At 40.0% G+C, this 22191-nt stretch carries 19 protein-coding genes and 1 pseudogene; 13 read left to right on the forward strand and 7 right to left on the reverse strand.

From position 1 onward, the window contains the following. Positions 1-15 precede the first annotated feature (15 nt). Positions 16-1617 (reverse strand): AraC family transcriptional regulator, encoded by a 1602-nt coding sequence (locus tag I6N90_RS13625; RefSeq protein ID WP_197936158.1) that lies wholly within the window; start codon positions 1615-1617, stop codon positions 16-18. Between the two features lie 265 nt (positions 1618-1882). On the opposite strand from I6N90_RS13625, the gene I6N90_RS13630 reads away from it, so the two are divergent. After that, positions 1883-2392 (forward strand): DinB family protein, encoded by a 510-nt coding sequence (locus tag I6N90_RS13630; RefSeq protein WP_197936159.1) that lies wholly within the window; start codon positions 1883-1885, stop codon positions 2390-2392. A 222-nt stretch (positions 2393-2614) separates the two neighbouring features. Continuing rightward, entirely contained in the window at positions 2615-2953 is a 339-nt protein-coding gene (locus I6N90_RS13635; protein ID WP_197936596.1) for a VOC family protein, read from the forward strand. 99 nt (positions 2954-3052) lie between these two features. On the opposite strand, the gene I6N90_RS13640 is transcribed toward I6N90_RS13635, so the two are convergent. Further along, positions 3053-4420: an MFS transporter gene (locus I6N90_RS13640; protein WP_197936160.1), complete on the reverse strand. Its 1368-nt coding sequence runs from the start codon at positions 4418-4420 to the stop codon at positions 3053-3055. Positions 4421-4732: 312 nt separating this feature from the next. Here I6N90_RS13640 and I6N90_RS13645 point away from each other — a divergent pair, with 312 nt between their 5' ends. The 7 genes from I6N90_RS13645 to I6N90_RS13675 all read left to right on the forward strand — a co-directional run bounded on the left by I6N90_RS13645 (position 4733) and on the right by I6N90_RS13675 (position 13686). Beyond that, the gene (locus I6N90_RS13645; protein WP_197936161.1) at positions 4733-5653 is read left to right on the forward strand and encodes a substrate-binding domain-containing protein; all 921 of its coding nucleotides are present in this window, start codon (positions 4733-4735) and stop codon (positions 5651-5653) included. Next, positions 5653-7065 (forward strand): HAMP domain-containing sensor histidine kinase, encoded by a 1413-nt coding sequence (locus I6N90_RS13650; RefSeq protein WP_197936162.1) that lies wholly within the window; start codon positions 5653-5655, stop codon positions 7063-7065. The genes I6N90_RS13645 and I6N90_RS13650 overlap by 1 nt, the downstream gene beginning before the upstream one ends. A 23-nt stretch (positions 7066-7088) precedes the next feature. Continuing rightward, on the forward strand, positions 7089-7751 hold the full coding sequence (locus I6N90_RS13655; protein WP_197936163.1) for a response regulator: 663 nt from the start codon (positions 7089-7091) through the stop codon (positions 7749-7751). Between the two features lie 31 nt (positions 7752-7782). Beyond that, entirely contained in the window at positions 7783-9717 is a 1935-nt protein-coding gene (locus I6N90_RS13660) for an AraC family transcriptional regulator (protein ID WP_197936164.1), read from the forward strand. Between the two features lie 183 nt (positions 9718-9900). Continuing rightward, a complete protein-coding gene (locus tag I6N90_RS13665; protein ID WP_197936597.1) occupies positions 9901-11565 on the forward strand; it encodes an ABC transporter ATP-binding protein in 1665 nt (554 codons plus the stop codon). Between the two features lie 27 nt (positions 11566-11592). Next, a complete protein-coding gene (locus tag I6N90_RS13670; protein ID WP_197936165.1) occupies positions 11593-12651 on the forward strand; it encodes a FecCD family ABC transporter permease in 1059 nt (352 codons plus the stop codon). Next, a complete protein-coding gene (locus I6N90_RS13675) occupies positions 12652-13686 on the forward strand; it encodes a FecCD family ABC transporter permease (protein WP_197936166.1) in 1035 nt (344 codons plus the stop codon). Positions 13687-13882: 196 nt separating this feature from the next. Here I6N90_RS13675 and I6N90_RS13680 read toward each other — a convergent pair whose 3' ends face one another. Next, entirely contained in the window at positions 13883-14335 is a 453-nt protein-coding gene (locus I6N90_RS13680) for an ABC transporter ATP-binding protein (protein ID WP_197936167.1), read from the reverse strand. Positions 14336-14489: 154 nt separating this feature from the next. On the opposite strand from I6N90_RS13680, the gene I6N90_RS13685 reads away from it, so the two are divergent. Continuing rightward, positions 14490-15047 carry a hypothetical protein gene (locus I6N90_RS13685; protein WP_197936168.1) on the forward strand — a complete coding sequence of 186 codons (558 nt, stop codon included), beginning with the start codon at positions 14490-14492 and terminating at the stop codon, positions 15045-15047. Between the two features lie 41 nt (positions 15048-15088). On the opposite strand, the gene I6N90_RS13690 is transcribed toward I6N90_RS13685, so the two are convergent. Continuing rightward, the gene (locus I6N90_RS13690) at positions 15089-16273 is read right to left on the reverse strand and encodes a carboxylate--amine ligase (protein ID WP_197936169.1); all 1185 of its coding nucleotides are present in this window, start codon (positions 16271-16273) and stop codon (positions 15089-15091) included. A 145-nt stretch (positions 16274-16418) separates the two neighbouring features. Between I6N90_RS13690 and I6N90_RS13695 the strand changes: the two genes are divergently transcribed. After that, complete coding sequence (locus tag I6N90_RS13695) at positions 16419-16814, forward strand: ribosomal maturation YjgA family protein (RefSeq protein WP_197936170.1); 396 nt, start codon at positions 16419-16421, stop codon at positions 16812-16814. Between the two features lie 121 nt (positions 16815-16935). Here I6N90_RS13695 and I6N90_RS13700 read toward each other — a convergent pair whose 3' ends face one another. From I6N90_RS13700 to I6N90_RS25090, 3 genes and pseudogenes are all read right to left on the reverse strand, one after another. After that, complete coding sequence (locus I6N90_RS13700) at positions 16936-17511, reverse strand: hypothetical protein (RefSeq protein ID WP_197936171.1); 576 nt, start codon at positions 17509-17511, stop codon at positions 16936-16938. A 199-nt stretch (positions 17512-17710) separates the two neighbouring features. After that, entirely contained in the window at positions 17711-18649 is a 939-nt protein-coding gene (locus I6N90_RS25085) for an aminotransferase class I/II-fold pyridoxal phosphate-dependent enzyme (protein WP_269669506.1), read from the reverse strand. After that, positions 18625-19083: pseudogene (locus I6N90_RS25090) on the reverse strand (DegT/DnrJ/EryC1/StrS family aminotransferase). The gene I6N90_RS25085 and the pseudogene I6N90_RS25090 overlap by 25 nt, the downstream one beginning before the upstream one ends. A 201-nt stretch (positions 19084-19284) precedes the next feature. Here I6N90_RS25090 and I6N90_RS13720 point away from each other — a divergent pair. Together I6N90_RS13720 and gdhA are read left to right on the forward strand one after the other, a co-directional pair. Continuing rightward, positions 19285-20271 carry a diaminopimelate dehydrogenase gene (locus I6N90_RS13720; protein ID WP_197936598.1) on the forward strand — a complete coding sequence of 329 codons (987 nt, stop codon included), beginning with the start codon at positions 19285-19287 and terminating at the stop codon, positions 20269-20271. A gap of 170 nt (positions 20272-20441) precedes the next feature. Next, positions 20442-21824 carry an NADP-specific glutamate dehydrogenase gene (gene gdhA, locus I6N90_RS13725; RefSeq protein ID WP_197936175.1) on the forward strand — a complete coding sequence of 461 codons (1383 nt, stop codon included), beginning with the start codon at positions 20442-20444 and terminating at the stop codon, positions 21822-21824. Positions 21825-22191 lie beyond the last annotated feature (367 nt).

A 22191-nucleotide genomic window follows, 5' to 3' on the forward strand; every position in this document is an offset into this window, starting at 1 on the left:
TTAATGACTATGCTGTCAACTTTTTATGGCACGATCTAGCATTAGTTTCATTTGAATATCAAGCTGATGATGCATGGAGATTGGATCTGTTACGGCAAATTCCTTGTATGATGTTTCATAAACGCGATCGTTTTTTACAGCAGGTAATTCGTTCCACCATCGCTCACTTGAAAGGCGATCGAAACGATCAGAATCTACGATAGTTAGAAATAGATGATCACCTGCATATGAAGGTATTTGCTCCTCCGATATGAGACGATAAGCTTCTTGATCGATCATTTCCTTCTGTACGATAGCTGGAGCACTTAATCCAAGTCCATCGTATAGATTATAAGCCCCTCTGCACCAGTAGTTACCGAATACATAGATGGAATCCGGGCGGATTTCCATGACGGAGAAGGTTTCGGAGCTAGAGATTAAGCCCTTTAATCGGCTCTTCAACCGTTGCGTCTTACGTTCATATTGTTGAATAACTCGTTCTGCTTCGGGTCCTTTGCCCAAAGTCTCCCCAAGCTTTCGGAGCAAAGAAAATGGTTTGTGCTCATTTTGTGAAAAAACGAGAGTTGGTGCGATAGGTGAAAGTTTCTCATATTCTTGTTCATTTCCTACAAGTATGAGATCAGGCTCCAAATAGGAAATTTCTTGTAGGTCTAGTGGGATGTTGTTGACCTTATGAATTTCTGCGCTTAATTTGTTTAAATAAAACTCATTTGATAAGTTTTTGGCTACAGCAGCAGGACGAACACCAAGAGCTAACAGATGGCCAAGGCAGCTCATAGCACAAATGTTTACGGGATGAATACGATTGCTTCTAAATTGACCAGGCGAGATGCCTTCTATTTGTTTAAAGCGTCGATTGAAATAGAACTCGTCGTTATAACCAACCTTTGTAGCGACATCTTTTAAACATTCACCACTTAGAAGTAAATGTTTTGCATGATCCATACGAAGGACTGTAATAAAGTCAGTTAAACTTTTCCCCGTCAACTGCTTGAACCAATGTGTAAATCTTCGTTTACTAATTCCAGCCAGTGCTGCAAGCTCATGTACTGTGATTTCTTCATGGAATCGAAGCTGTAACTGTTCAATAATTTCTGATACTTTCGCTTTGGAATGTTCATCAGCAATGTCATTAACTGATTCACTCGTCTCATTCCATATATTTCGCATTAGTAATTGAAAATGATTATGATTGTCCATCTGTTCAGTGGGAGAAGAAACATCACGAAGCATAGCGATTTCCATTATTGATTGAAGAAGAGAAGCGAATTCAGAGTTATTTAGTTCTTTTATAGTGGGAAGTATGTCAGTAAGGTTGTCTGAAGCCCCATGTGTGGAAAAGGAAATTAGCCATAAAGAGAGGCCAAGTTCATTGCTAGCTGTTATGCCAACTATATCTTCCGGTTTCAGTATGAATACCATATTGCTCTGTAAATTATGTTCCTTATTGTTGCAAAAAAGAGTGCCTTCCCCTTCCTGAGCAGCGATTAGCAAACTATTATTTATCTTCTGCAATGGAATTCCTTCGTTAAAGGATACCTCGCGATTTAATAAACCACGAAGCTCAAAATGTATGTTGCGGACGGAATAAGTAGCCCCGATTTGATTTAAATTCAAAAAAGCACCTCCACACTGATAATCATTATCACTTGGACTCATCATACCTAATTAATGGGTGATATTCAATAGGGAAGCATACGTAAAATCTTATGGATATTACAAAAAACACGTCCTACTGCTGTCATTTCAGTCGGATGTGGTGACAGCTGCTTACGGTTCATTCCGAAGTCTGATCTTTTTCGTATATTCACACATTCAGATTGACAAGAACATATGTTCTCATGTTAAAATGTTTCTAATAAATGTAAAGGGATGTGTAGCTATGTCAGAAGTTAAGACGATCATCGACACCTTCAGATCGATAACAACGTGGAGTAATCAATTTAATACGTTAGATGATACAGCATGGTTTAAGCCGATTGAGGAAGGAAAAGCGTCCACGGCAGAAATCATTTCACATCTTATGAATTGGGACCAATATCTGATTACTTATGGAATACCAGCCGTACAAAGAGGAGAAGGGATCGTATTTCCTGACTTTGACCCTTACAATGCAATAGCCTACTCATACGCAAAATCAGGAGTTAGCAAAAGTCAATTGTTAGTTGAGTTTAACGCTACTCGTCTAGAACTATGTGAGTTGCTACATGAAATGGGGGAAGAAACGTTAAGAAAACCAATTACAGCCAATGGCGATGAATTGTGCCCTCATACTGGAACACCGTTCTCTATCCTATCTATCATTCAAGATTTTATCCATCATGATACCCATCACAAAAATCAAATCGAAGAGGTATTGCAGACGATTGTAGTACACAATAGTCCCGTTTAACTTTAAGACCAGTAAGGCTCAAGCGGTTGTCGAGACGACCTCTTAGAGCCTTTTTGGTCTGTTCATTGTTAAAAAACGTTAAAGTTCTGTGACGGATAATCGTAAATGAAATGAGATCAATCACCTCGAAACACTCGAAAGCTTACCACTTGCATTAATTTGATATGATCAAAATATAACTAGTTGGAAGTAGTGACTAGATTAGAAGAGGGAGTGGTAATGATGAAGATTAACCATATCAATCTTACGGTTAACGATGTGATTGCAACGAAGGCGTTTTTGGGGGAATATTTTGGATTACAAACAAGCGAAGAAAATAGTGAAACATTCGATGTACTATTTGATGATGATGGATCAGTGCTTACTTTGATGAAAGGGAAAGAGGTCGTTTATCCGAAAACGTTTCATATTGGATTTATTCAGGAGAGCGAGGAAAAGGTGGATGAAATAAATAAACGATTAAAGGATGACGGATATGATGTAAAGCCGCCTAAAAGGCTGCATGGCTACACATTTTATGTGGAAGCGCCAGGTGGATTTACTGTCGAGGTACTTGCTTGAGTAAGATGGTTGTTAAATATAATCTATGAGTTGCTGAAGGACATAGCTAATAAGAAAGAACTCTTTCCGAATAAAATCGGGAAGAGTTCTTTTTTGACATTATTGTTGTGCTTGCTCTAGCGCACGTTTTGCATACATCTCTTTAACACTGTAGTGAGTCAAGATACAGAATATAATACAACATACCGCACCTGACAAGAGGAATACAAATCCGCCTTGCCAACCGAAAGCGTCAGATACAAGACCTACGCCAAGTTGGCCAAGTGTTGCACCAAAGATATAACTCATGAAACCACGTAGACCAACCGCGGAGCCAACTGCAAACGAAGGAACGATTTCCATCGTTTGTACGGAAGCAAGAAATTGCGGTACGTAGATGAAGCAACCGATAGCTGCTGCAAAAATTGTCGTCCAAAGCACGGAATCACTTAGCCAGTAACCGATAATACAACCGATAATAATGACCATGGAAGCAATCGCTGGCGGCATACGATGACCTCTGAAGAATTTGTCAGACAAGTAACCGATAAGTAATGTTGAAGGTATTGCAGCCCACTCGAAGAACAAGAATGCAACGTGCATTTCATCTTCAGAGAAATTCTTAACGTCGAATAGATAAATTGGCAAGAAGAACAAAATACCGTATCTGATCATATACACGAACACGTCAAGTAGCGAAACGTACCAAGCATTTTTATTATAAAATACATACTTCATGAAGATTTGGAGTGCAGTCATCTCTTCTGGAAGCTTGTCCGTAGATTTAAATTTAACAACTGGATCACTGCTATCTTTATGAACTTCTTGTACAGATGGCAAACCTTCACTCTTAGGTGAACCTTTTGTCAGAAGCAAGATAACGATTACAAAAACAAGTGCAATTGCAGCAGGGACATGATAGGTTGCAACGCGCCATTCATCTCTACCTACAACAGCAATTGTAGCACCGATAATTGGAGCAATTACGCCACCGCCGATGTTGTGTGAAGTGTTCCAAATTGCACCAACTATAGCTTTTTGCTTACGAGGGAACCAGCTAGCAATTGTAATAAATGCTGGGCCAACGCCCATACCTTGAACTAGACCAAGCATAATGACTAGTGCAACGAAAACCCAGAACGATGTACTGAAACCAAGCATAATGTTAACGAGTCCACTTAGTGTCAAACCAAGTGCCATAAAGCGTGCTGGACTTGCTTTATCTGCAAGAACACTCATAAAACCTTTACTACAACCATATGCAACCGTCATACACGTTCCGAGTAAACCTACTTGTGCAAGGCTTAGTCCCATCTCTTCTTGTAAATAAGGAGTAGATAGATTGAAGTTGTTACGAACGATGTAATAGGCCATATAACCAAAGAATACGCCTAGCAATGACTGGAGACTGTAGCGACGAAACGTTTTCGCAATGTCCTTTTCTGGTACTTGTGATGAGGCAACCTTTTGCCTTAAAAATGGTAACATTCTTTTCACCTCGAAGTTGGTATGTGTGATTCTGACAACAGAAAGACTTTTTCGTAGCTGTTGGCATAAATGCCAATTTATGAAACGCTTTCATAAAGATTCTATCCAGTGTCGTCTTCTCGATTCCTATTATCTACGACTTACCCTTTTCCAACTATCAGCGTAATTCTGATTTTTTATTAAGAATTTTTAGTAGTCATGTAGGATAAAATCCTACTGTTTAGTTTGCTATTCCCTTGGGTTATTAGTGTTGTTTTCATGTTATACTTCATTAATGTAAGCGCAGACATCAGGGTGGAGGTAAGAACATCTATGAATAAAATGTACAAGCTGTTGCTGATCGTTTTAATTTCACTGCTTGTATTGGGGTGTCAGGGTGGTCATACAAGTTATGACATTAACTTTTCCAAGATAGAATCTGCACCATTAATAGAGTCACCAGATAATGAACCAGATCCTGTCCGAGTAGCTTTTTCAAGTGTGCTGAACCCAGCTGACACGATAAAGTATTACAAAGAAATTTCAAATTATATAGGATCTAAACTTAACCGACCTGTCATTCTCATTCAGCGCAAAAGTTACAGTGAAATAAGTATGCTAATGATTAATGGAGGGGCAGATATCGCATTATTGTCCGCCGGAGCATTTATTACTTATCGCAATGTGGCTGGTTTAGAGGCAATTGCTATGCAAGAGAGGATGGGGTTACCCTACTATCAGGGCTATCTCGTAGTTAACAAAGAAAGCAACATAACGGATATACATGAATTAAGAGGGAAAAGTATTGCGTTCACAGATCCTATCAGTTATTCTGGGTACATTTTTATAGATCAAAAATTAGACCATATTGGAGAAGATCCCGAACAGTTTTTTGGTCGTCATGTGTATACGTATAATCACGAAAACTCACTACTAGCTCTACTAGATAAGGTTGTAGATGCGGCAGCTGTAAATAACTTGGTGTTGAAAAACTTAGAGCTGTCTAATCCTGAAGTTGCAGAAACATTACAAATCATTGAAGAATCCGCAACACTTGGAACAGGACCAGTCGTTGTTAACAACCAAATGCCGAGCGAAGATAAAAACCGTGTGAAGGAAATTTTCTTATCGATGCATGAAGACCCTAAGATGTTAAAAGCGCTAGAAGGTTTGTCCATAGACCGATATGTACCTGTAGACTTCAAATTGTTTGAAGCTATAGAAAACACGATTCCGGACAGAAGGGGTCGCTAATGAACGAAAAGAGTAGATTAACGATTAATCAAAAAATATTCGGAGCGCTCCTTGTAGCTCTACTTTTTCTTTCTTTAGTGTTAGGGCTTGTCATTTGGGATTCATTAACGAAAATGACCGGTGAGGAGTTGAAGAAACGTGGTCTCAGCATTGCGAATCATGTTGCGGTATCGTCTTCGGACTACATTTTGACAGATGATTATTACGCAACTTACTTATTGATTACGCAAGCTCAGCAAGCGAATGAGGATGTTCGTTATATATTGGTGTTCAATAGTAATCATACTCTTGTAGGTCATACGTTCTCAGGTGATTTGCCGCAAGGTATTATTAATGCACATCTCCCAAACGGTACAAATAAATATGATGTCGCTACATTAACGACAAACGAAGGTGATATGCACGATATTTTAAGTCCGATTGAAGAGGGCGATGTTGGGTATGTTCGTGTAGGTATGGCTGAAAAGCGTGCAAAAGCGAGCATTTTAGGAAAAATCGGGGAACTCATTGTCGCGACTATCATCGTCTGTATCGTTGCAGCTGCAATCGTATATTCGGTTACTCGTCTTATAACAAGATCAATTAACAATTTGGTCGGCGTTGCCACTGGCATATCTGCGGGTAAATTGTCACTTAGGGCGAACGAAACAAGCAATGATGAGGTAGGGAAATTAGCGCGAGCGTTTAACGAAATGGCTGACAATTTAATAAGCTCAAATATAGAAGTAGAACAGCTTCTTCAGACACTTCAAGAAAAGGATCGTATCCGGGATACGCTCATTTCCAAGCTGCTATCAGCGCAAGAAGATGAACGAAGACGCATATCTCGTGAGCTACATGATGAGACAAGCCAGGCGCTTACTTCATTAATGGTTACGATGCGTGTAATGGCGAACGAGGCAAAGGATGAAGAACAACATTTGCTGCTGACTTCATGCCGTGACATTACAGCAAATATTTTGCGAGAAATTAGAGATTTGGCGGTAGAGCTTAGACCACCTATATTAGATGACATGGGATTAATACCAGCCATTCGAAAATATGTGAGCAATTTCGAAGAGAAGTACGGTGTTGCTGTCATACTTGATCTTCCTAGTAATGAGGTTGTCATCGACATTCATAAAGCAGTAGCGCTGTACCGAATCGTTCAAGAAAGTATGACTAATGTAGTGAAACACACGTCAGCTTCACACATTTATATCACTCTGTCGTACGAAGAAGAGTACATCAATCTAACGATTCGTGACAATGGACATGGTATTCAATTACATGATTTTGAAAAAGCACGTGAACAGAATCGGATCGGGATATATGGAATGAGGGAGCGCGCGGAACTGCTAGGTGGAACTTTCCAACTAGCATCGACAAGTGTCGGTGGTACAGAACTGAACGTCTCTATCCCGCAAAACTAGACAAGAAAAAAGGTGCAATAATTATGGAACAAACAATTGAAATTATGCTTGTGGACGATCATGCAGTACTAAGAGCAGGACTGAAGCTGCTTCTTCAAAAACGTCCAACCTATAAAGTAATAGGTGAAGCTGCTGATGGATTGGAAGCTCTTGAGCTTTATGATAAGCTGATGCCTCATATTCTAATTCTCGATATTAGTTTGCCTCGTTTGGATGGTGTTCAAGTATTGCAACGAATTAAAGCAAAACATAAGGAGGCAAAAATAATCGTATTGACGATGCATGAGGATGAAGACTTTGTCAATTCCATCATGCAATCGGGAGCTTCTGGTTTTATTCCAAAGGTGGCTGTCGATGAAGATTTGTATGCGGCTATCGATCATGTGGTGATGGGCAACTTGTTCCTTCGGCCTAAAGAAACTCAAGCTTTGCTCTCATCCATGCTCAAAAAGAATGTACAGCAAGCAGAAACGCAAGTGTCTTACGAGCAATTGAGTCCTCGTGAACGTGAAGTATTAACCTTTCTAGCTCGTGGATACTCACTAGTAGAAATCGCTCAACAATTAACGTTAAGCATCAAAACAGTCGATACACATAAGACAAGACTTATGAACAAATTAAATGTCACCAAAAAGAGTGAGCTCGTAGAGTTCGCAATGAAGCATAGACTGCTTGATGAGGGTTAATCGGTTTTTGGTAAGTGAGGAGTGTACAGATATGTGGCTAAGTGATCACATTGCTTTATGGAATCGTGCATTAATAAATATGATAGATATAAGACATTTTGTAAAGTTTGAAGGTGAGGAGTTGCGAGGATTTATTTTGCCAAGCAGCTTCTATTTATTTGCGATCCGAGGTAATGCGCTCTTGTCATTAGATGGGAAGCAACACAGAACGGAACAATTTTATGTGCTTCACGGCGGTAAAGGTGCTTGTCTAGATATACATGCTACTAATACCTTCGAATATTATCTTATACTCTATAAGGCAATTATCCCGCATCCTTGCAGACTAGAGACTCAGCAGCTGCTGGATAGAAGTTTTCCCTTTCAGCTTCAATATGGACTGATGCCTCATTCATCCTTGAATCTGCTAACGAAAGTGAAAGAGATGGAGAGTTGTTGGAACTTAAAGGGAGAATTACATCGTCTTCGAGTTAAAGCACTATTTTATCAATGTGCACATGAACTCTTTACTCAGCTCTATAATGATGGAGTCCTGATGACCAAAGCATCGTATGTATCTCAAGCGACTCGATTTATGGATGAACATTATTCCAAACCTATTACGCTTAATATGTTATCAGAAATGTTGGATTGCAGCGTTGGTCATTTAGTTAAGTTGTTCAAACGGGAGATGGGTTGTAGTCCCATTCAATATTTGAATCGCATACGAATTACTGAAGCAAAGGAACTATTGTTGACATCAGACGCATCTTTAGAGGAAATCTCGAGTTTCATCGGATATGTGGATAAATATTATTTCAGCCGAAGCTTCAAAAAACAAACAGGATTATCACCAATCCAGTATCGATTGCAGCATCGTGAGCTGAGGAGAAGTGCAGAATATCCATCCGAGAAGCGCAATATTTCCATTGGCAAGAAAGGGGTAAACCTTTATATTGGTATTGATAATCATTATCAAAACAAATATAGAGGAGAGTTAACCATGTTTAAAGGAACTAGAGCTTTTGCTACCATAATTATTAGTTTGGCCCTATTATTAAGTGCGTGTTCGAGCAATGCACCGTCGAAAGGTAACAGTGTCGGGGGAAATCAGACTGCTACTGAACAGAATACGTCCACCAATACTGTGCAGATAGAAGCGGGTAGTCAGTTCCGAACAGTCTCTACAATGCATGGAGAGATTAAAATTCCAGATAAGCCAGAACGAGTAGTGGTAGACCTATATTTAGGCAGCTTCATTGCGCTCGATGTAAAGCCGATAGGTACTCCAACTCTTAATTTGAAAAATCCGTATTATGTGAATGAGTTAGACGGAGTAGAAAATATTGGTGAGTATGAAAGTATTTCAATGGAAAAAGTTTTATCTCTTCAGCCGGATTTGATCGTTACTGGTAACGAAGCAGCTTACGAGTCATTTAGCAAGATCGCTCCAACTGTTGTTGTCCCATTCGGTCAGTTAAAGACAGTTCATGAAGAGGTTAATTACTTTGGTAAACTACTTGGTAAAGAGAAAGAAGCAACTGCTTGGCTTTCCAACTATGATGATCGTATAGCGTTAGCTCGTGAGAAGGTAAATAATGCAATTCCAAAGGAAGCAACGTTTTCCATTATGCAAGATTGGGGAAAAACGGTAGGCGTGTTTGGTGACAATTTCGGACGCGGTGGACAAGCGATTTATCGCGCATTGGATCGTAAGCCGCCTGCAGCACATGCGAAGGAAATTATGGAGAAACAATCACTAGAAGTATCAATGGAAATGTTGAAAGAGTATGCAGGTGACTATATTATTTTCACGTCAAAAGAACTTACTCTAGAGGATCTGAAGAAGGACAGCATTTGGTCGACTTTTGATGCAGTAAAAAATGATCGCGTATTTATTTGGAAAGGTGAGAAGTCGTGGTACTTTGATCCCATCGCAACGTTGTCCCAGACTGAAGAACTTGCTGCATGGTTAGCAGGAGAGTAGTTTCTGATTGGAATGTGCGAAAAAGTACAAAGAAAAGATCACAATAGTCCATTGCCATAAGGGACAAACTAACGTACAATTTGATACTGATTATCAATATCAAATATTTGCATAAAAGGAGTGTTTTCATCATTGTTAGTTCGGCGTTTTTTTTCCTATTATCAACCATATAAAGCCCTGTTTATGCTTGACTTCACTTGTGCGGTACTTGCAGGATTATTAGAACTTGCATTCCCGCTTGTCGTAAACACATTTATAGATGATCTGTTGCCAAAAGGGGAATGGATGATTATTGTATGGGCTTCACTTGGTTTAGTTGCATTGTATGCAATTAATACTGTCCTTCTTTATATTGTGAATTATTGGGGACATACGTTAGGTATAAATATTGAAACTGACATGAGAAAAAAGCTGTTTGAGCATATTCAAAAGCTATCGTTCCGATTTTTTGATAATACGAAGACGGGTCATCTAATGAGTCGTTTGACGAACGACATGATGCAGATTGGTGAAATGGCTCACCATGGTCCAGAAGATTTGTTTATAGCGATTATGACATTAGTAGGTTCCTTTATCCTCATGTGCTTCATTAACTGGAAGCTCGCAGTACTTACTTTTATCGTCGTTCCAATTATCATTTGGCTAGTTGTTTATTTCAACGGTAAGATGACAAAAGCCGTTCACCAGTTGTACACGGATATTGGCGATTTCAATGCAAGAATAGAAGACAATGTAGGCGGAATTCGTGTTGTTCAAGCGTTCGCGAACGAAGAGCATGAGAAAAAACAATTTGCTGTTAACAATAGCAGATTCCGCTTTACGAAGATGAGCTCATACAAGTTGATTGCACTTAATGGTTCCATTAGCTATATGATGATGCGTTTTGTTACGATGTTCGTCATGGTATGCGGTACATGGTTCGTTATTGATAAACAGTTAACGAATGGTGAATTTATCGCCTTTTTACTTCTGACTAATGTGTTCTTTAAACCGATTGAAAAGATTAACGCAATCATAGAAAGTTATCCTCACGGCTTTGCTGGTTTCAAACGTTATATTGAATTGCTTGATACTGAACCAGATGTTGCAGACGCTCCGAATGCGGTAGCTATGAGTGAACTTAAGAAGGAAATTTCCTTCAACAACGTATCCTTTGGTTATGGAGAAGAGTCTGAGGTTTTAGCTGACATCAGTTTAGTTGTTCGTAAGGGAGAGACAGTTGCTTTCGTTGGACCTTCCGGTGCAGGTAAAACGACGTTATGTAGCTTGCTTCCTCGTTTCTATGAGGTAACTTCAGGATCTATTACGATCGATGGTATTGATATTAAAGATTTGAAGTTGGAGTCTTTGCGTAGTCAGATCGGTATTGTACAACAAGATGTATTTCTATTCTCAGGTTCGATTAAGGAAAATATTCTTTACGGTAAGTTAAATGCTTCTGAGGCAGAAGTATGGGAAGCAGCTAGACGTGCTCGTTTGGAAGAGTTTATCCGTTCTCAGCCTGAAGGAATGGATACGATTATCGGGGAACGAGGAGTAAAATTGTCCGGTGGTCAAAAGCAACGATTATCGATTGCAAGAATGTTCTTGAAGAACCCGCCAATTCTTATTTTGGATGAAGCAACATCTGCTCTTGATACAGAGACTGAAGCAGTAATACAACAGTCACTTGCTGAACTATCAGAAGGACGTACGACGCTAGTAATTGCACATCGACTTGCCACAATTAAAAATGCGGATAGAATTGTAGTTGTTACTGAACAGGGAATATCAGAACAAGGACGACATGAAGAGTTAATTGTTCAAGGTGGCGTATATAGCAGACTTCATCATGCACAATTCGGATAAGTCAGAGTACGGAATATAGGAGACGTTATGGCGCATACAAATCTAACAAGTACATCAAATGTACCCGTGCAGCATAAAGGCATGATCAAAAGTCGACCTCTGGCAGCTACGTTAATATTAACTGGTGGGTTAGTTGCATTAGCTATCGGAATGGTTCTTGCCATTTCTTTTGGAGCAAAAGATATTAATTTCTGGGTTATTTGGGATGCTATTTTCAATTTTAATCCAAAGATAACCGATCATCAGATTATTCAAGAACTGCGGTTACCGCGTGTATTTGGTGGTGCAATGGTCGGAGCAAGTTTTGCAGTTGCCGGTGCAATTATGCAAGGAATGACGCGGAATCCGCTTGCTGATTCAGGATTGTTAGGCATCAACGCCGGATCAGGTTTTGTTATTGCATTATGTTTTGCTTTTTTCCCTGGTCTGCCTTACATGTATCTAATCTTGTATGCTTTTCTAGGTGCAGGTCTTGGTGCAGGTATCGTCTATGGTATTGGAGCGTTAGCCAAAGGTGGTCTGACGCCAGTACGACTCGTATTAGCTGGAGCGGCACTTAGCGCTTTGCTCAGTGCACTTAGTGAAGGGGTAGCACTCTACTTCCGTATTGGACAAGATATCGCATTTTGGTATGCGGGTGGATTAGTTGGGACGAAGTGGATTCAGCTAAAAATTATGTTTCCTTGGATTGCTGCTGCGATAGCTGGTGCAATCATTTTATCAAGGTCCATTACGATGTTAAGCTTAGGTGATGATATCGCACGGGGCTTGGGTCAACGAACGAATCTAGTAAAGATTGCGTGCGCTATAATCGTCCTTATTCTTGCTGGATCTGCCGTTTCAGTCGTAGGTGCAGTAGGATTTATCGGGTTAATTGTTCCACATCTTACTCGAAAATTTGTTGGTGTAGATTATCGTTGGATTATTCCTTGCTCGGCAGTGATTGGAGCATTGCTTGTCGTATTTGCCGATCTTGGTGCCAGAATGATTAATCCACCTGCAGAAACGCCGGTTGGTGCGATTATTGCCTTAATCGGAGTACCATTCTTCCTCTATCTTGCACGTAAAGAAAGGAGGGAATTATAGATGGGATTCGCTACAGCGGAGCAGATTGAACAGAAAAGACGTAAACGAGGTACTATCGTTCTTATTATTTTGGGAGTTATTATTCTCATAGCATTTCTTATCAGTATGAATACAGGACATATTAGACTCTCACCGATGGATGTCATTCGTACGTTGTTCGGTGGAGGAGATGAAAGAGAAGCTTTAGTCTTGTTTGAATTCCGACTTCCGCGTATTGTGTTGTCCGTATTAATTGGTGCGGGACTTGCTGTATCTGGCTGTATTATGCAAGCTATATCGAGGAATGCACTTGCTGATCCTGGGATACTTGGTATAAATGCCGGAGCAGGTATTATGGTTATGTTATTTTTTTCCTTCTATCCGTCTAATGCAGCAGCACCATTGTATATGTTGCCTATCTTAGCATTTGTAGGGGCAGGAGCTACAGCATGCTTGATCTTTGTATTAGCTTACAAACGACATGAAGGGGTATCTCCTACAAGGCTACTATTAACAGGTATTGCTGTTGCAGCTGGTATTAGTGCAGCAATGATTGTATTGACATTAAAGCTGAGTCCAGAGAAATATCAATTTGTGGCAACTTGGCTTGCAGGTAGTATATGGGGGGCAAACTGGAAATTTGTATTAACGTTGCTACCGTGGATTTTGATCCTTATTCCATATGTTATGTTTAAGTCTAACACTGCTAATGTGTTGAATTTGGGAGATACAACAGCAAAAGGGCTCGGTGTTCACATATCAAGGGAACAAATAAAGATGCTTGCAGCTGCTGTTGCCTTAGCGGCAGCCTGTGTTTCCGTTAGCGGTGGTATAGGCTTTGTAGGGTTAATTGCGCCTCATCTTGCAAGAAGATTGACGGGACCAAAACATCAGATTTTGCTACCAGTTTCTGCAATGGTCGGAGCGTTGCTCGTATTAGTCGCTGATACAATTGGTAGAGCGATATTACAACCTTCTGGTGTTCCTACAGGAATTGTCGTAGCAGTAATTGGTGCGCCTTATTTCCTTTACTTGCTCGCACGTTCACGTACGTAGTTCATAGATTATCAACGAACGATTATAGAGAACTTTCGGAAGAAATAGGCGTTGTCCTAAGTGTAGATTAATCTATGCTTGGGGCAACGCCTTTAGTTTGTGCTTTGTTAAACCTCGTCTTATTAGTGATCTCATTGTCTAGATCGAGTCGATAGTTGTATTTAGTTTGTAATATAGTTGTTCCCGCTGCATCAACTCATGCATTACGGAGCATTGAAATAAACGAATCATTAAAACCAGCCTGTGCAGCCCTTGCGGAGTCCCATACTCGACTAGTTAGGTCGCCAGAATGATAATGTTGTGTTTCTTTCGTACGCGATCTAACTAATTTGGCAAGCATAGAAGTTTGGAGCTTTGTTACCGAATTGTTGTTTAAAGTTGATTTTAGCCATGTTGTGATCATCGAATTAATGAAGCGAAAAAGAATAATACCGATACCTAATATAGCTCCGCCATAAACCAAATCAAGGTTGCTGTTCGTTGCACCTTTTACAATCCGCCTAATCGATTCCATGTAACCTACTTCAATAACAGAAGCAATAATTGAGGGAACGATAAGCAAGGCCATCCAGCCCCAATTGCTACGTGATATCTGAAGAAGACGAAATAACGTTTTCCCTGTTCCATAAGATTTATTGTTAACTTCCACTGATATCGCATCCCCGATCTTGTAATCGTATAAACACGAATATCACTATATAATATCTAACTTGGTAATAGTGGATTTTAATAGATCTTTACCATCTATTAGGTGGTATACTTCTGTTATATACAAGTGTACCAATGTAAAGGGGGCAGTTTGGATGGACTATTTCACTCATTATTATAAAAGAGGTTCTTCTCCATTTCGGACGTTATCTGCTTTAACAGATGAGGAAGCTAAAAAAGTGATGGAACAGCTCGCTGATGATTCTCCATTATTCGCTAGATTTAAAACACCCCAGCAATATTTGAATACGAGAAAACAAGTAGAAAATTGGCTCAGAGGTGAGTTTATCGCCAAAGGCGGCTTACCGAAAGACGACTATCCGCTGTACGCTGTACTCGGTTCTTCCTCATGGATCGAAAGTCATTCTGCTAGCTTTGATATAGAGAAGATCCAAATTCCTGTTTCTTCATTTGATGAACGGGATATTAGCTTTACGTTCCCGGATAGTATGGTATCTTATTGGCTCGGCAACGATAAACCAGCGGATTATTATCAGGAAGAATATCACGGGAAAGTATTCACTCTTTCTGAAGTTAAGGCTTTAGTGGATGCAATTGGAGTAGCCGAAGCGGAGTGGAAAGTTACACTGCCAGCAGATGTGGCACCTTATCTTGAAGTACAAATTTGGAATCATAAACCTCTTTTCAAATAAAAGAAGACCAATCTGGGTGACTGGTCTTCTTGCTATACTGACTATCTTCGAGATAGCTTCCTCATGATTTTTTTGAACAGCAAAGCCAAAAAGTAGAAGGCAGGCATCGGGTCTTTTATGCTCCATACGGCTGGTGCTTTTTTCATAAAGTGTGTCTTAACGATCTGAAGGACGGTTAGTTGCTTCGTCTTAACGTAATTACGAGATGAGATAAGATCCTCGAAGAGGAAGCAGAATGCTAGATTCAAGTTGCCTCTAACAACGTGGCTTCCAATAGGCTTACCTGTTAACTCGTTATAAGCGAGTAGCGGGAAGTTTATTCCGCATTTTTGAAGAAGCGGATCGAGTGTAGTCGTTCGTGCGTTAATTTCTAAGAAATAGTACTTTCCAGTCACAGCATCCTTCTTGAATTCAATCTCTCCGAACCCTTTATAACCAATCGCTTCAAGAAAGGGAGCACCAATGTCATTAAGCTCTTCTACATATTTTTGCTTAGTGAAGGAGGATGCACCAAAGTTAATCGGGAACTGTCGCAGCTTTTGGCATGTCATCCAATGTGTTACTTTAGACGATTGGTCCAAGTATGCATCATAAGTGTACACATGATCATCGCTACCTGGAATGATTCGCTGTACGATGACTTTAAGTTTAGCTTGTTTTGCCTTGTTAATCGCTGCATAAACGTCTTCTATCGTGTGGCATGTAAAAATTTTCGCCCTGAAAGTAGTGACGAAAGTAGGGGAGTCCGTAGGTTTGACGATACAAGGAAAGCCGATTTCTGTTATTATCCGTTGTTCAAAATGTTCGTCAGAAGGACTAATGGACTCAGGAACCAGTACATTGTGCTTTGTCGCAAGTGAATGGAGAATCTCTTTATCCATTATTTCGCTCCAGAAACCTTGAACGGTCATATTAATATGATAGTACTTTTTTAACTCATCGAGATATCCATCTATAAACTCGACATAGGGATCTACACTAGGAAATAAAACAGGCTTAGCATCTTGAGCCTTCGCATAATCAATCAAAAACTGAAGGAGCTGTTCCTTCTGCTTCTTATAATGAGGAACGATATTTTGTTCGTTTAAATAAGTGGATTTAGCACCATATGTACCTTCTTTGGAATAGTCCATAGCGACAGTATATACACCGTTTGATCCTAAACCTCTAATAACACTTAAACCTGTATAAAAGTTCGAACCGAGAATGACAGCTTTATTTAGCACAAAACAACACTCGCTTCCTCATTCATATGGGGCCAGTCAATGATTAGTTTATCATTCGGATTCTCTCGAGCCAATACGGTTTTTTGATTTGGGTCATTCTCTCTGTTTTACATATTTTATTATAATAATTGTGAAGGGGTGTGAAATGAATATTTTAAAAGTAAGATTAGGCTATTTAGCTGTAACTAACATCATACTAGTTGCGGGTCTCAGTACGAGACAGTTTGCGGAGTATCTTCCAGCATTCGTAGCAAGTCACTTCGGTGATGCGCTTTGGGCGGCGATGATTTATTGCGGGTTCCGTACGCTTGCAGTTACGAAGAAACTAGAATGGGCGCTGATGCTAAGCATCATATTTTGTGTTGCAATAGAGTGTAGTCAGCTCTACCAGGCGGATTGGATTAATCATATTAGAGACACTTTAATAGGTGGGCTAATCTTAGGGAATGGTTACTTGAGTATTGATTTAGTGAGGTATGGAGTCGGAATTTTGGTTGCTTATATAATTGATAGAATGGTTAGTAAACCAATCAATACTTGAGATGTAACATTGCGAGATAGAAGAGGGAAGAGCGAGGACTAACCCGAGTAATCGGGTTAGACACGTAATAAAAAAGGAGCTACCCATTGGTAGATAAATCTACGAATAGGAGAGCTTCTTATTATTTGCTTTCAAACTCAGCGATAGCTTCGGGCAATTCGCGTTCGTAATTTTTATAAATTTGATAGCGGTACAAACCTTTGCAGCTTTGCAAAGCTTGTTTAGCTAGAGCAATCGCTTCTTGGCGATTACCGGATTTCACTTCAATTTCTGCAAATAATACTTGCTGCATATATTGCGATGGTATTTTAGCTGCTGTAGTGCGCGCAAGCTCCAAATTACCTTCCTCGATATGAAGGGCAGCTTCATAATAGTGGCGGAATTTAGGTGAATGAATAGAAGCAATTTCATTTTTTGCTGAAGCTAGATTTTTTTGATAACCGGCATATATAGCCTTGTACAGCACTTGTTTCTGCGGGTTATAGTTTTTTACGAGCAAACGGTCGATAATACGGGAAACCTCATCGTCTTGTTTGTTTGCTACTGCATAAATAAGAGCGTGATCCAAATTCTTCTGATTTTTAAGTAAATGCTTCTCAAGTTTATCAATATTGGTCTCCACCATCATAATATGATAAGTTGGAAGCCCTAAAAATAGTGCGAAAATGATAACGGCAGCAATGAAAGTATAAATCATTGGTTGTCCAAGTGAAGCTAATACAAATGCGCTAATGAATACAAGAAGATAGGCTATAATTTTTAAATTAAACGATTGTATAGTAATTCTCTCCCTCTAGATGTAAATAGTGCAATATAGGTTCAATCCGATATGCCCATGCAAATTATACAGGTTTTATGAAGGGGAGCGCAATTATGTTGTGAAAGCAAAATCTTCTTTAGTTTGTTCCAAGTACCCTCAAGTGATTAACGAGCGGATCAGCCATCCCATGCAACTCGCAATTTTGTTCCTTAAGTAGTTGGATATAGGCGACAATCTCCTTCGAAATTCTTTCCCCCATACAAATAACGGGAATACCCGGCGGGTATGCCATAACCATTTCTCCTGCAATCTCACCAATGGAATCTTCCAATGCAACTACCTTTTTAGGACTGTAAAATGCACTGCGCGGCGAGACGAGCATTTCAGGACTTTTTGGAATGGCGACGGAATGTGTAACCGTTACTCGTTCTGTTTTCATATCCGATAATTCGATTTGTATGTTATAGTCTCTTCTTAAAATCGTTTCGATTTGGTAGCCGGTATAGCCGATTCCTGCTACATGTATACTTAGTTTCGTTTCGTCAAAGTCGAAACATCCAGGTGTCCCGATTAGTTCTTTGCCGAATGCATTTAAACCTTCAATCGTATTGATAGCATCTCTAGCCCAGCGTGCAAGCTCTAACGTTTCTTCAAGCAACTCGTCCCCGTTTGTAGCCATCTGTTTTCTTGCGACATCGAGTGAACACATAAGAACATAAGAGGCACTGGGAGTGTGAGTTAAACTAAGCACTTGCCTTACTCGTTCTGGCGAAATAACATCGCTTCGAAGCAATAGAACTGAGCTTTGCGACATGGAGCCTGATGTTTTGTGCATGCTGGATGCACTCATATCTGCGCCAACCTCCATAGCAGTTAACGGGAAATCATCGTGGAAGGACATATGTGCGCCGTGAGCTTCATCAACTAGGACAGCCATTTCATGTCTATGTGCTGCACGAACAATCGCTTTTAGGTCGGAGACAGCCCCGTAATAAGTTGGATTAATAACGAATACTGCTTTTGCATGGGGATGTTCTTTGATCGTTTTTTTCAAGCTTTCTTCCGAAATACCCATTGCTTTCCTAATTTATCATTGATTTCTGGCTGAATATATACAGGTATTGCACCGCTCAAAATGATACCACCAATGGTAGACTTATGAGCATTCCGCGGGATAATCATTTAGTCGCCTGGCTCACAAGCACTCATAATCATCGCTTGTACACCAGCGGTCGAACCATTCACTAGAAAATAAGCATGTTGTGCCCCAAATGCATTTGCCATAAGTTTCTCAGCTTCAAGAATAACGCCTGTCGGATTGTTCGCATAATCGAGATCTTCCATGCCATTAACGTCCATTTGAAATAAGCGTTCACCCAAATAATCGGTTAACTCCTTAATTCCTCGTCCTTGTTTATGGCTTGGTACATGGAAGGGGACAACTTTATGATCAATATACGCTTTTAGCGCATCGAATAATGGCGTTTTATTTTGGTTTAATCTAGTCAACTATCATCCACCTTTAGTAGTTTAATGCTTTATTAAGACAAAGTAAATAAGAGAAATATAGAAAACTATCGATAAAATGTCAATCTATTTATTTAAATAGTCGGTTTACAGAAATAATTGTCGAAAAAATCTGACATTACGTGTAAGATGTATGAAGAGCATTTCGTTTAAAGATGGAGATGCTGATGCGATTAAGGGGGAATTCAGTTGACTATTCGAGTAGGTATTGTTGGCTACGGCAATCTTGGAAAAGGTGTTCAAAAGGCAATCTCGCAAAATCCTGATATGAGCCTAGTGGCAATCTTCACACGCCGCGAGCCTTCGCAAATGGAATCTCATGAAGAGGGCGTTCGCTTTGAACATATTTCTTCCGCAGAACAGTACATAGGAAGTATTGATGTTATGTTACTATGCGGTGGTTCGGCGACAGATTTACCAGAGCAAGGACCTGCGTTCGCAAGACTTTTCAACACAGTAGACAGCTTTGATACACATGCACGTATCCCTGAATATTTCGATGATGTACATGCAATCGCAAGTAATTCTGGTAAGCTTAGTGTTATTTCTACTGGATGGGACCCGGGTCTATTTTCATTAAATCGCCTATTAGCTGGAGCAATATTGCCAGAAGGTAAAGAGTATACGTTCTGGGGAAAAGGTGTAAGCCAAGGCCATTCTGATGCAATTCGTCGTGTACCAGGTGTTAAAGGTGGCGTACAGTATACGGTTCCCGTAGAGGAAGTCATCGAACGAATTCGTGGTGGTGAGACACCTGAACTTGCGACAAGAGAAAAACATCTTCGTCAATGTTTTGTAGTAGCTGAAGATGGTGCAGATCAAGAGGCAATTCGTGAAACGATTGTCAATATGCCGAACTACTTCGCCGATTATGATACGACAGTGGAATTTATTTCGGAGCAGCAACTAAAGGACGAACATTCGGGTATTCCGCACGGTGGTTTTGTTATCCGCAGTGGTGTAACTGGTGAAGGAACGAAACAAATTATCGAATTTGGACTTACGCTAGAGAGCAACCCAGAGTTTACAGCAAGCGTACTTGTTGCTTATGCAAGAGCGGTTCACCGTTTAAGCACAGAAGGACAAGCAGGGGCACGTACAGTGTTCGATATCCCGCTCGGATATTTATCACCGCGATCTGCTGAAGAGCTTCGCAGAGACCTATTATAAAACTTAACCCGATCACTCCAAATGGAGTGATCGGGTTTTTTAATGGGCGTTACAATTTATTTTTATTGGTAAAAATATTCTGAATTTATTACACTTCTCGTTAACAAGTACAAGCTTTTATACAGAAAATGCAAATGAAACCATATCCGATAAAAGGAGTGTTATCAATCATGCCCATCTCATCAGTAATCGTAGCGGAGCGTCAGGTCGAAGCAGAACAATATGTGCGCTCTGTTTTTGAAAAGGTTGTTCGTCGTGATCCTAACGAAACGGAATTTCATCAAGCGGTAAAAGAAATTTTGGAATCGCTAATTCCGATTCTTGCTAGGCATCCTCATTATATTCAACATGGTGTCCTCGAACGGTTGGTCGAGCCTGAACGCATCGTTACATTCCGAGTTCCTTGGGTAAATGATGCTGGTGAAGTGAAGGTGAATCGAGGCTTCCGTGTTCAATTTAATAGCTCGATTGGTCCGTATAAAGGCGGCTTAAGGTTTCATCCATCAGTAAACTTGAGCATTATTAAGTTTTTAGGATTCGAGCAAATTTTCAAAAATGCTTTGACTGGTCAACCAATTGGTGGCGGAAAAGGTGGATCGGATTTTGATCCAAAAGGAAAGTCGGATCAAGAAGTTATGCGGTTTACTCAAAGCTTCATGACAGAATTGTATAAGTATATCGGACCTGACACGGATGTACCTGCGGGAGATATCGGTGTTGGAGCACGAGAAATTGGATACATGTTTGGTCAGTATAAACGTATTCGTGGTGGTTATGAGGCAGGGGTTCTTACAGGAAAAGGAATTGGTTATGGCGGTAGTCTTGCACGTAAAGAAGCGACTGGTTATGGCTGTGTATACTTTGCCGTGGAGATGCTAAAATCAAGAGGTTTATCGTTCCAAGATAGTACGGTTGTTGTATCTGGTTCTGGTAATGTATCCATCTATGCGATAGAAAAAGCGCAGCAACTTGGGGCGAATGTCGTTGCTTGCAGTGACTCCAATGGTTACATTTATGATCCTAACGGTATTCACTTGCCGACAGTTAAAAGGTTGAAAGAGGTTGAACGTAAGCGGATCAGCGAATATGTAGAGGAGCATCCGGGAGCAGTATTCACTGAAGGTTGCGAAGGTATTTGGTCAATTCCATGTGATATCGCATTGCCTTGTGCTACACAAAATGAAATTGACGAAGCTGCGGCACGAACATTAGTAGCTGGTGGAACGATAGCTGTAAGTGAAGGAGCGAATATGCCTTCGACGCTGGAAGCGATTGATGTATTTTTGAAGGCAAAAGTATTGTTCGGTCCTGCAAAAGCGGCAAATGCTGGTGGTGTTGCAGTATCAGCATTAGAAATGGCACAGAACAATATGCGCCTGTCATGGTCATTTGAAGAGGTAGATGCGAAGCTGCAAACGATTATGAGAAACATCTATAATGAAAGTCTTCGCGCTGCTCAGGCTCATGGAGATGCAGATAATTTGCTCATGGGTGCCAATATTGCAGGGTTTATGAGGGTAGCAGATTCGATGATCGTTCAAGGGGTTATATAAGATTCCCTTTAAAGATGTACGTATTGAAAAGTAATTTATTTAAGCTGTCATCTCGTAGATTCTTCTACTAGATGACAGCTTTTTTAACTAGCTTGACTACGTTTCGATATAATTCTACACATTACGATTTCGATCGATTTATTGCGATAAAATTCCCAGTTATTTTAAGCCTAATTATGACAATATAAGCATAAGTCTTTCAAGTTGTAAAAACAAAAAAGCGAGACTACATAAGGTGTTTATCCATTTTTGTCTATAGAAAACAGAAAATTTTTATACAAGTTTTTAATTTTTTTATGACTCAGAAATGGATATTATGGTATGATAAAGAAATTATGTGGAGGGGTATTTAGAAAGTCACCGATGC

Origin of the sequence: Paenibacillus sp. GSMTC-2017 (genome assembly GCF_016019935.1) — a bacterium.
GTDB lineage: Bacteria > Bacillota > Bacilli > Paenibacillales > Paenibacillaceae > Pristimantibacillus.

What these genes read in the sequence shown, in the direction of transcription:
- I6N90_RS13630 (WP_197936159.1), top strand. Translation starts at nt 1,883, where the DNA reads ATGTCAGAAGTTAAGACGATCATCGACACCTTCAGATCGATAACAACG.
- I6N90_RS13635 (WP_197936596.1), top strand. Translation starts at nt 2,615, where the DNA reads ATGAAGATTAACCATATCAATCTTACGGTTAACGATGTGATTGCAACG.
- I6N90_RS13640 (WP_197936160.1), bottom strand. Translation starts at nt 4,420, where the DNA reads ATGTTACCATTTTTAAGGCAAAAGGTTGCCTCATCACAAGTACCAGAA.
- I6N90_RS13645 (WP_197936161.1), top strand. Translation starts at nt 4,733, where the DNA reads ATGAATAAAATGTACAAGCTGTTGCTGATCGTTTTAATTTCACTGCTT.
- I6N90_RS13650 (WP_197936162.1), top strand. Translation starts at nt 5,653, where the DNA reads ATGAACGAAAAGAGTAGATTAACGATTAATCAAAAAATATTCGGAGCG.
- I6N90_RS13655 (WP_197936163.1), top strand. Translation starts at nt 7,089, where the DNA reads ATGGAACAAACAATTGAAATTATGCTTGTGGACGATCATGCAGTACTA.
- I6N90_RS13660 (WP_197936164.1), top strand. Translation starts at nt 7,783, where the DNA reads ATGTGGCTAAGTGATCACATTGCTTTATGGAATCGTGCATTAATAAAT.
- I6N90_RS13665 (WP_197936597.1), top strand. Translation starts at nt 9,901, where the DNA reads ATGCTTGACTTCACTTGTGCGGTACTTGCAGGATTATTAGAACTTGCA.
- I6N90_RS13670 (WP_197936165.1), top strand. Translation starts at nt 11,593, where the DNA reads ATGGCGCATACAAATCTAACAAGTACATCAAATGTACCCGTGCAGCAT.
- I6N90_RS13675 (WP_197936166.1), top strand. Translation starts at nt 12,652, where the DNA reads ATGGGATTCGCTACAGCGGAGCAGATTGAACAGAAAAGACGTAAACGA.
- I6N90_RS13685 (WP_197936168.1), top strand. Translation starts at nt 14,490, where the DNA reads ATGGACTATTTCACTCATTATTATAAAAGAGGTTCTTCTCCATTTCGG.
- I6N90_RS13695 (WP_197936170.1), top strand. Translation starts at nt 16,419, where the DNA reads ATGAATATTTTAAAAGTAAGATTAGGCTATTTAGCTGTAACTAACATC.
- I6N90_RS13700 (WP_197936171.1), bottom strand. Translation starts at nt 17,511, where the DNA reads ATGATTTATACTTTCATTGCTGCCGTTATCATTTTCGCACTATTTTTA.
- I6N90_RS25085 (WP_269669506.1), bottom strand. Translation starts at nt 18,649, where the DNA reads ATGGGTATTTCGGAAGAAAGCTTGAAAAAAACGATCAAAGAACATCCC.
- gdhA (WP_197936175.1), top strand. Translation starts at nt 20,442, where the DNA reads ATGCCCATCTCATCAGTAATCGTAGCGGAGCGTCAGGTCGAAGCAGAA.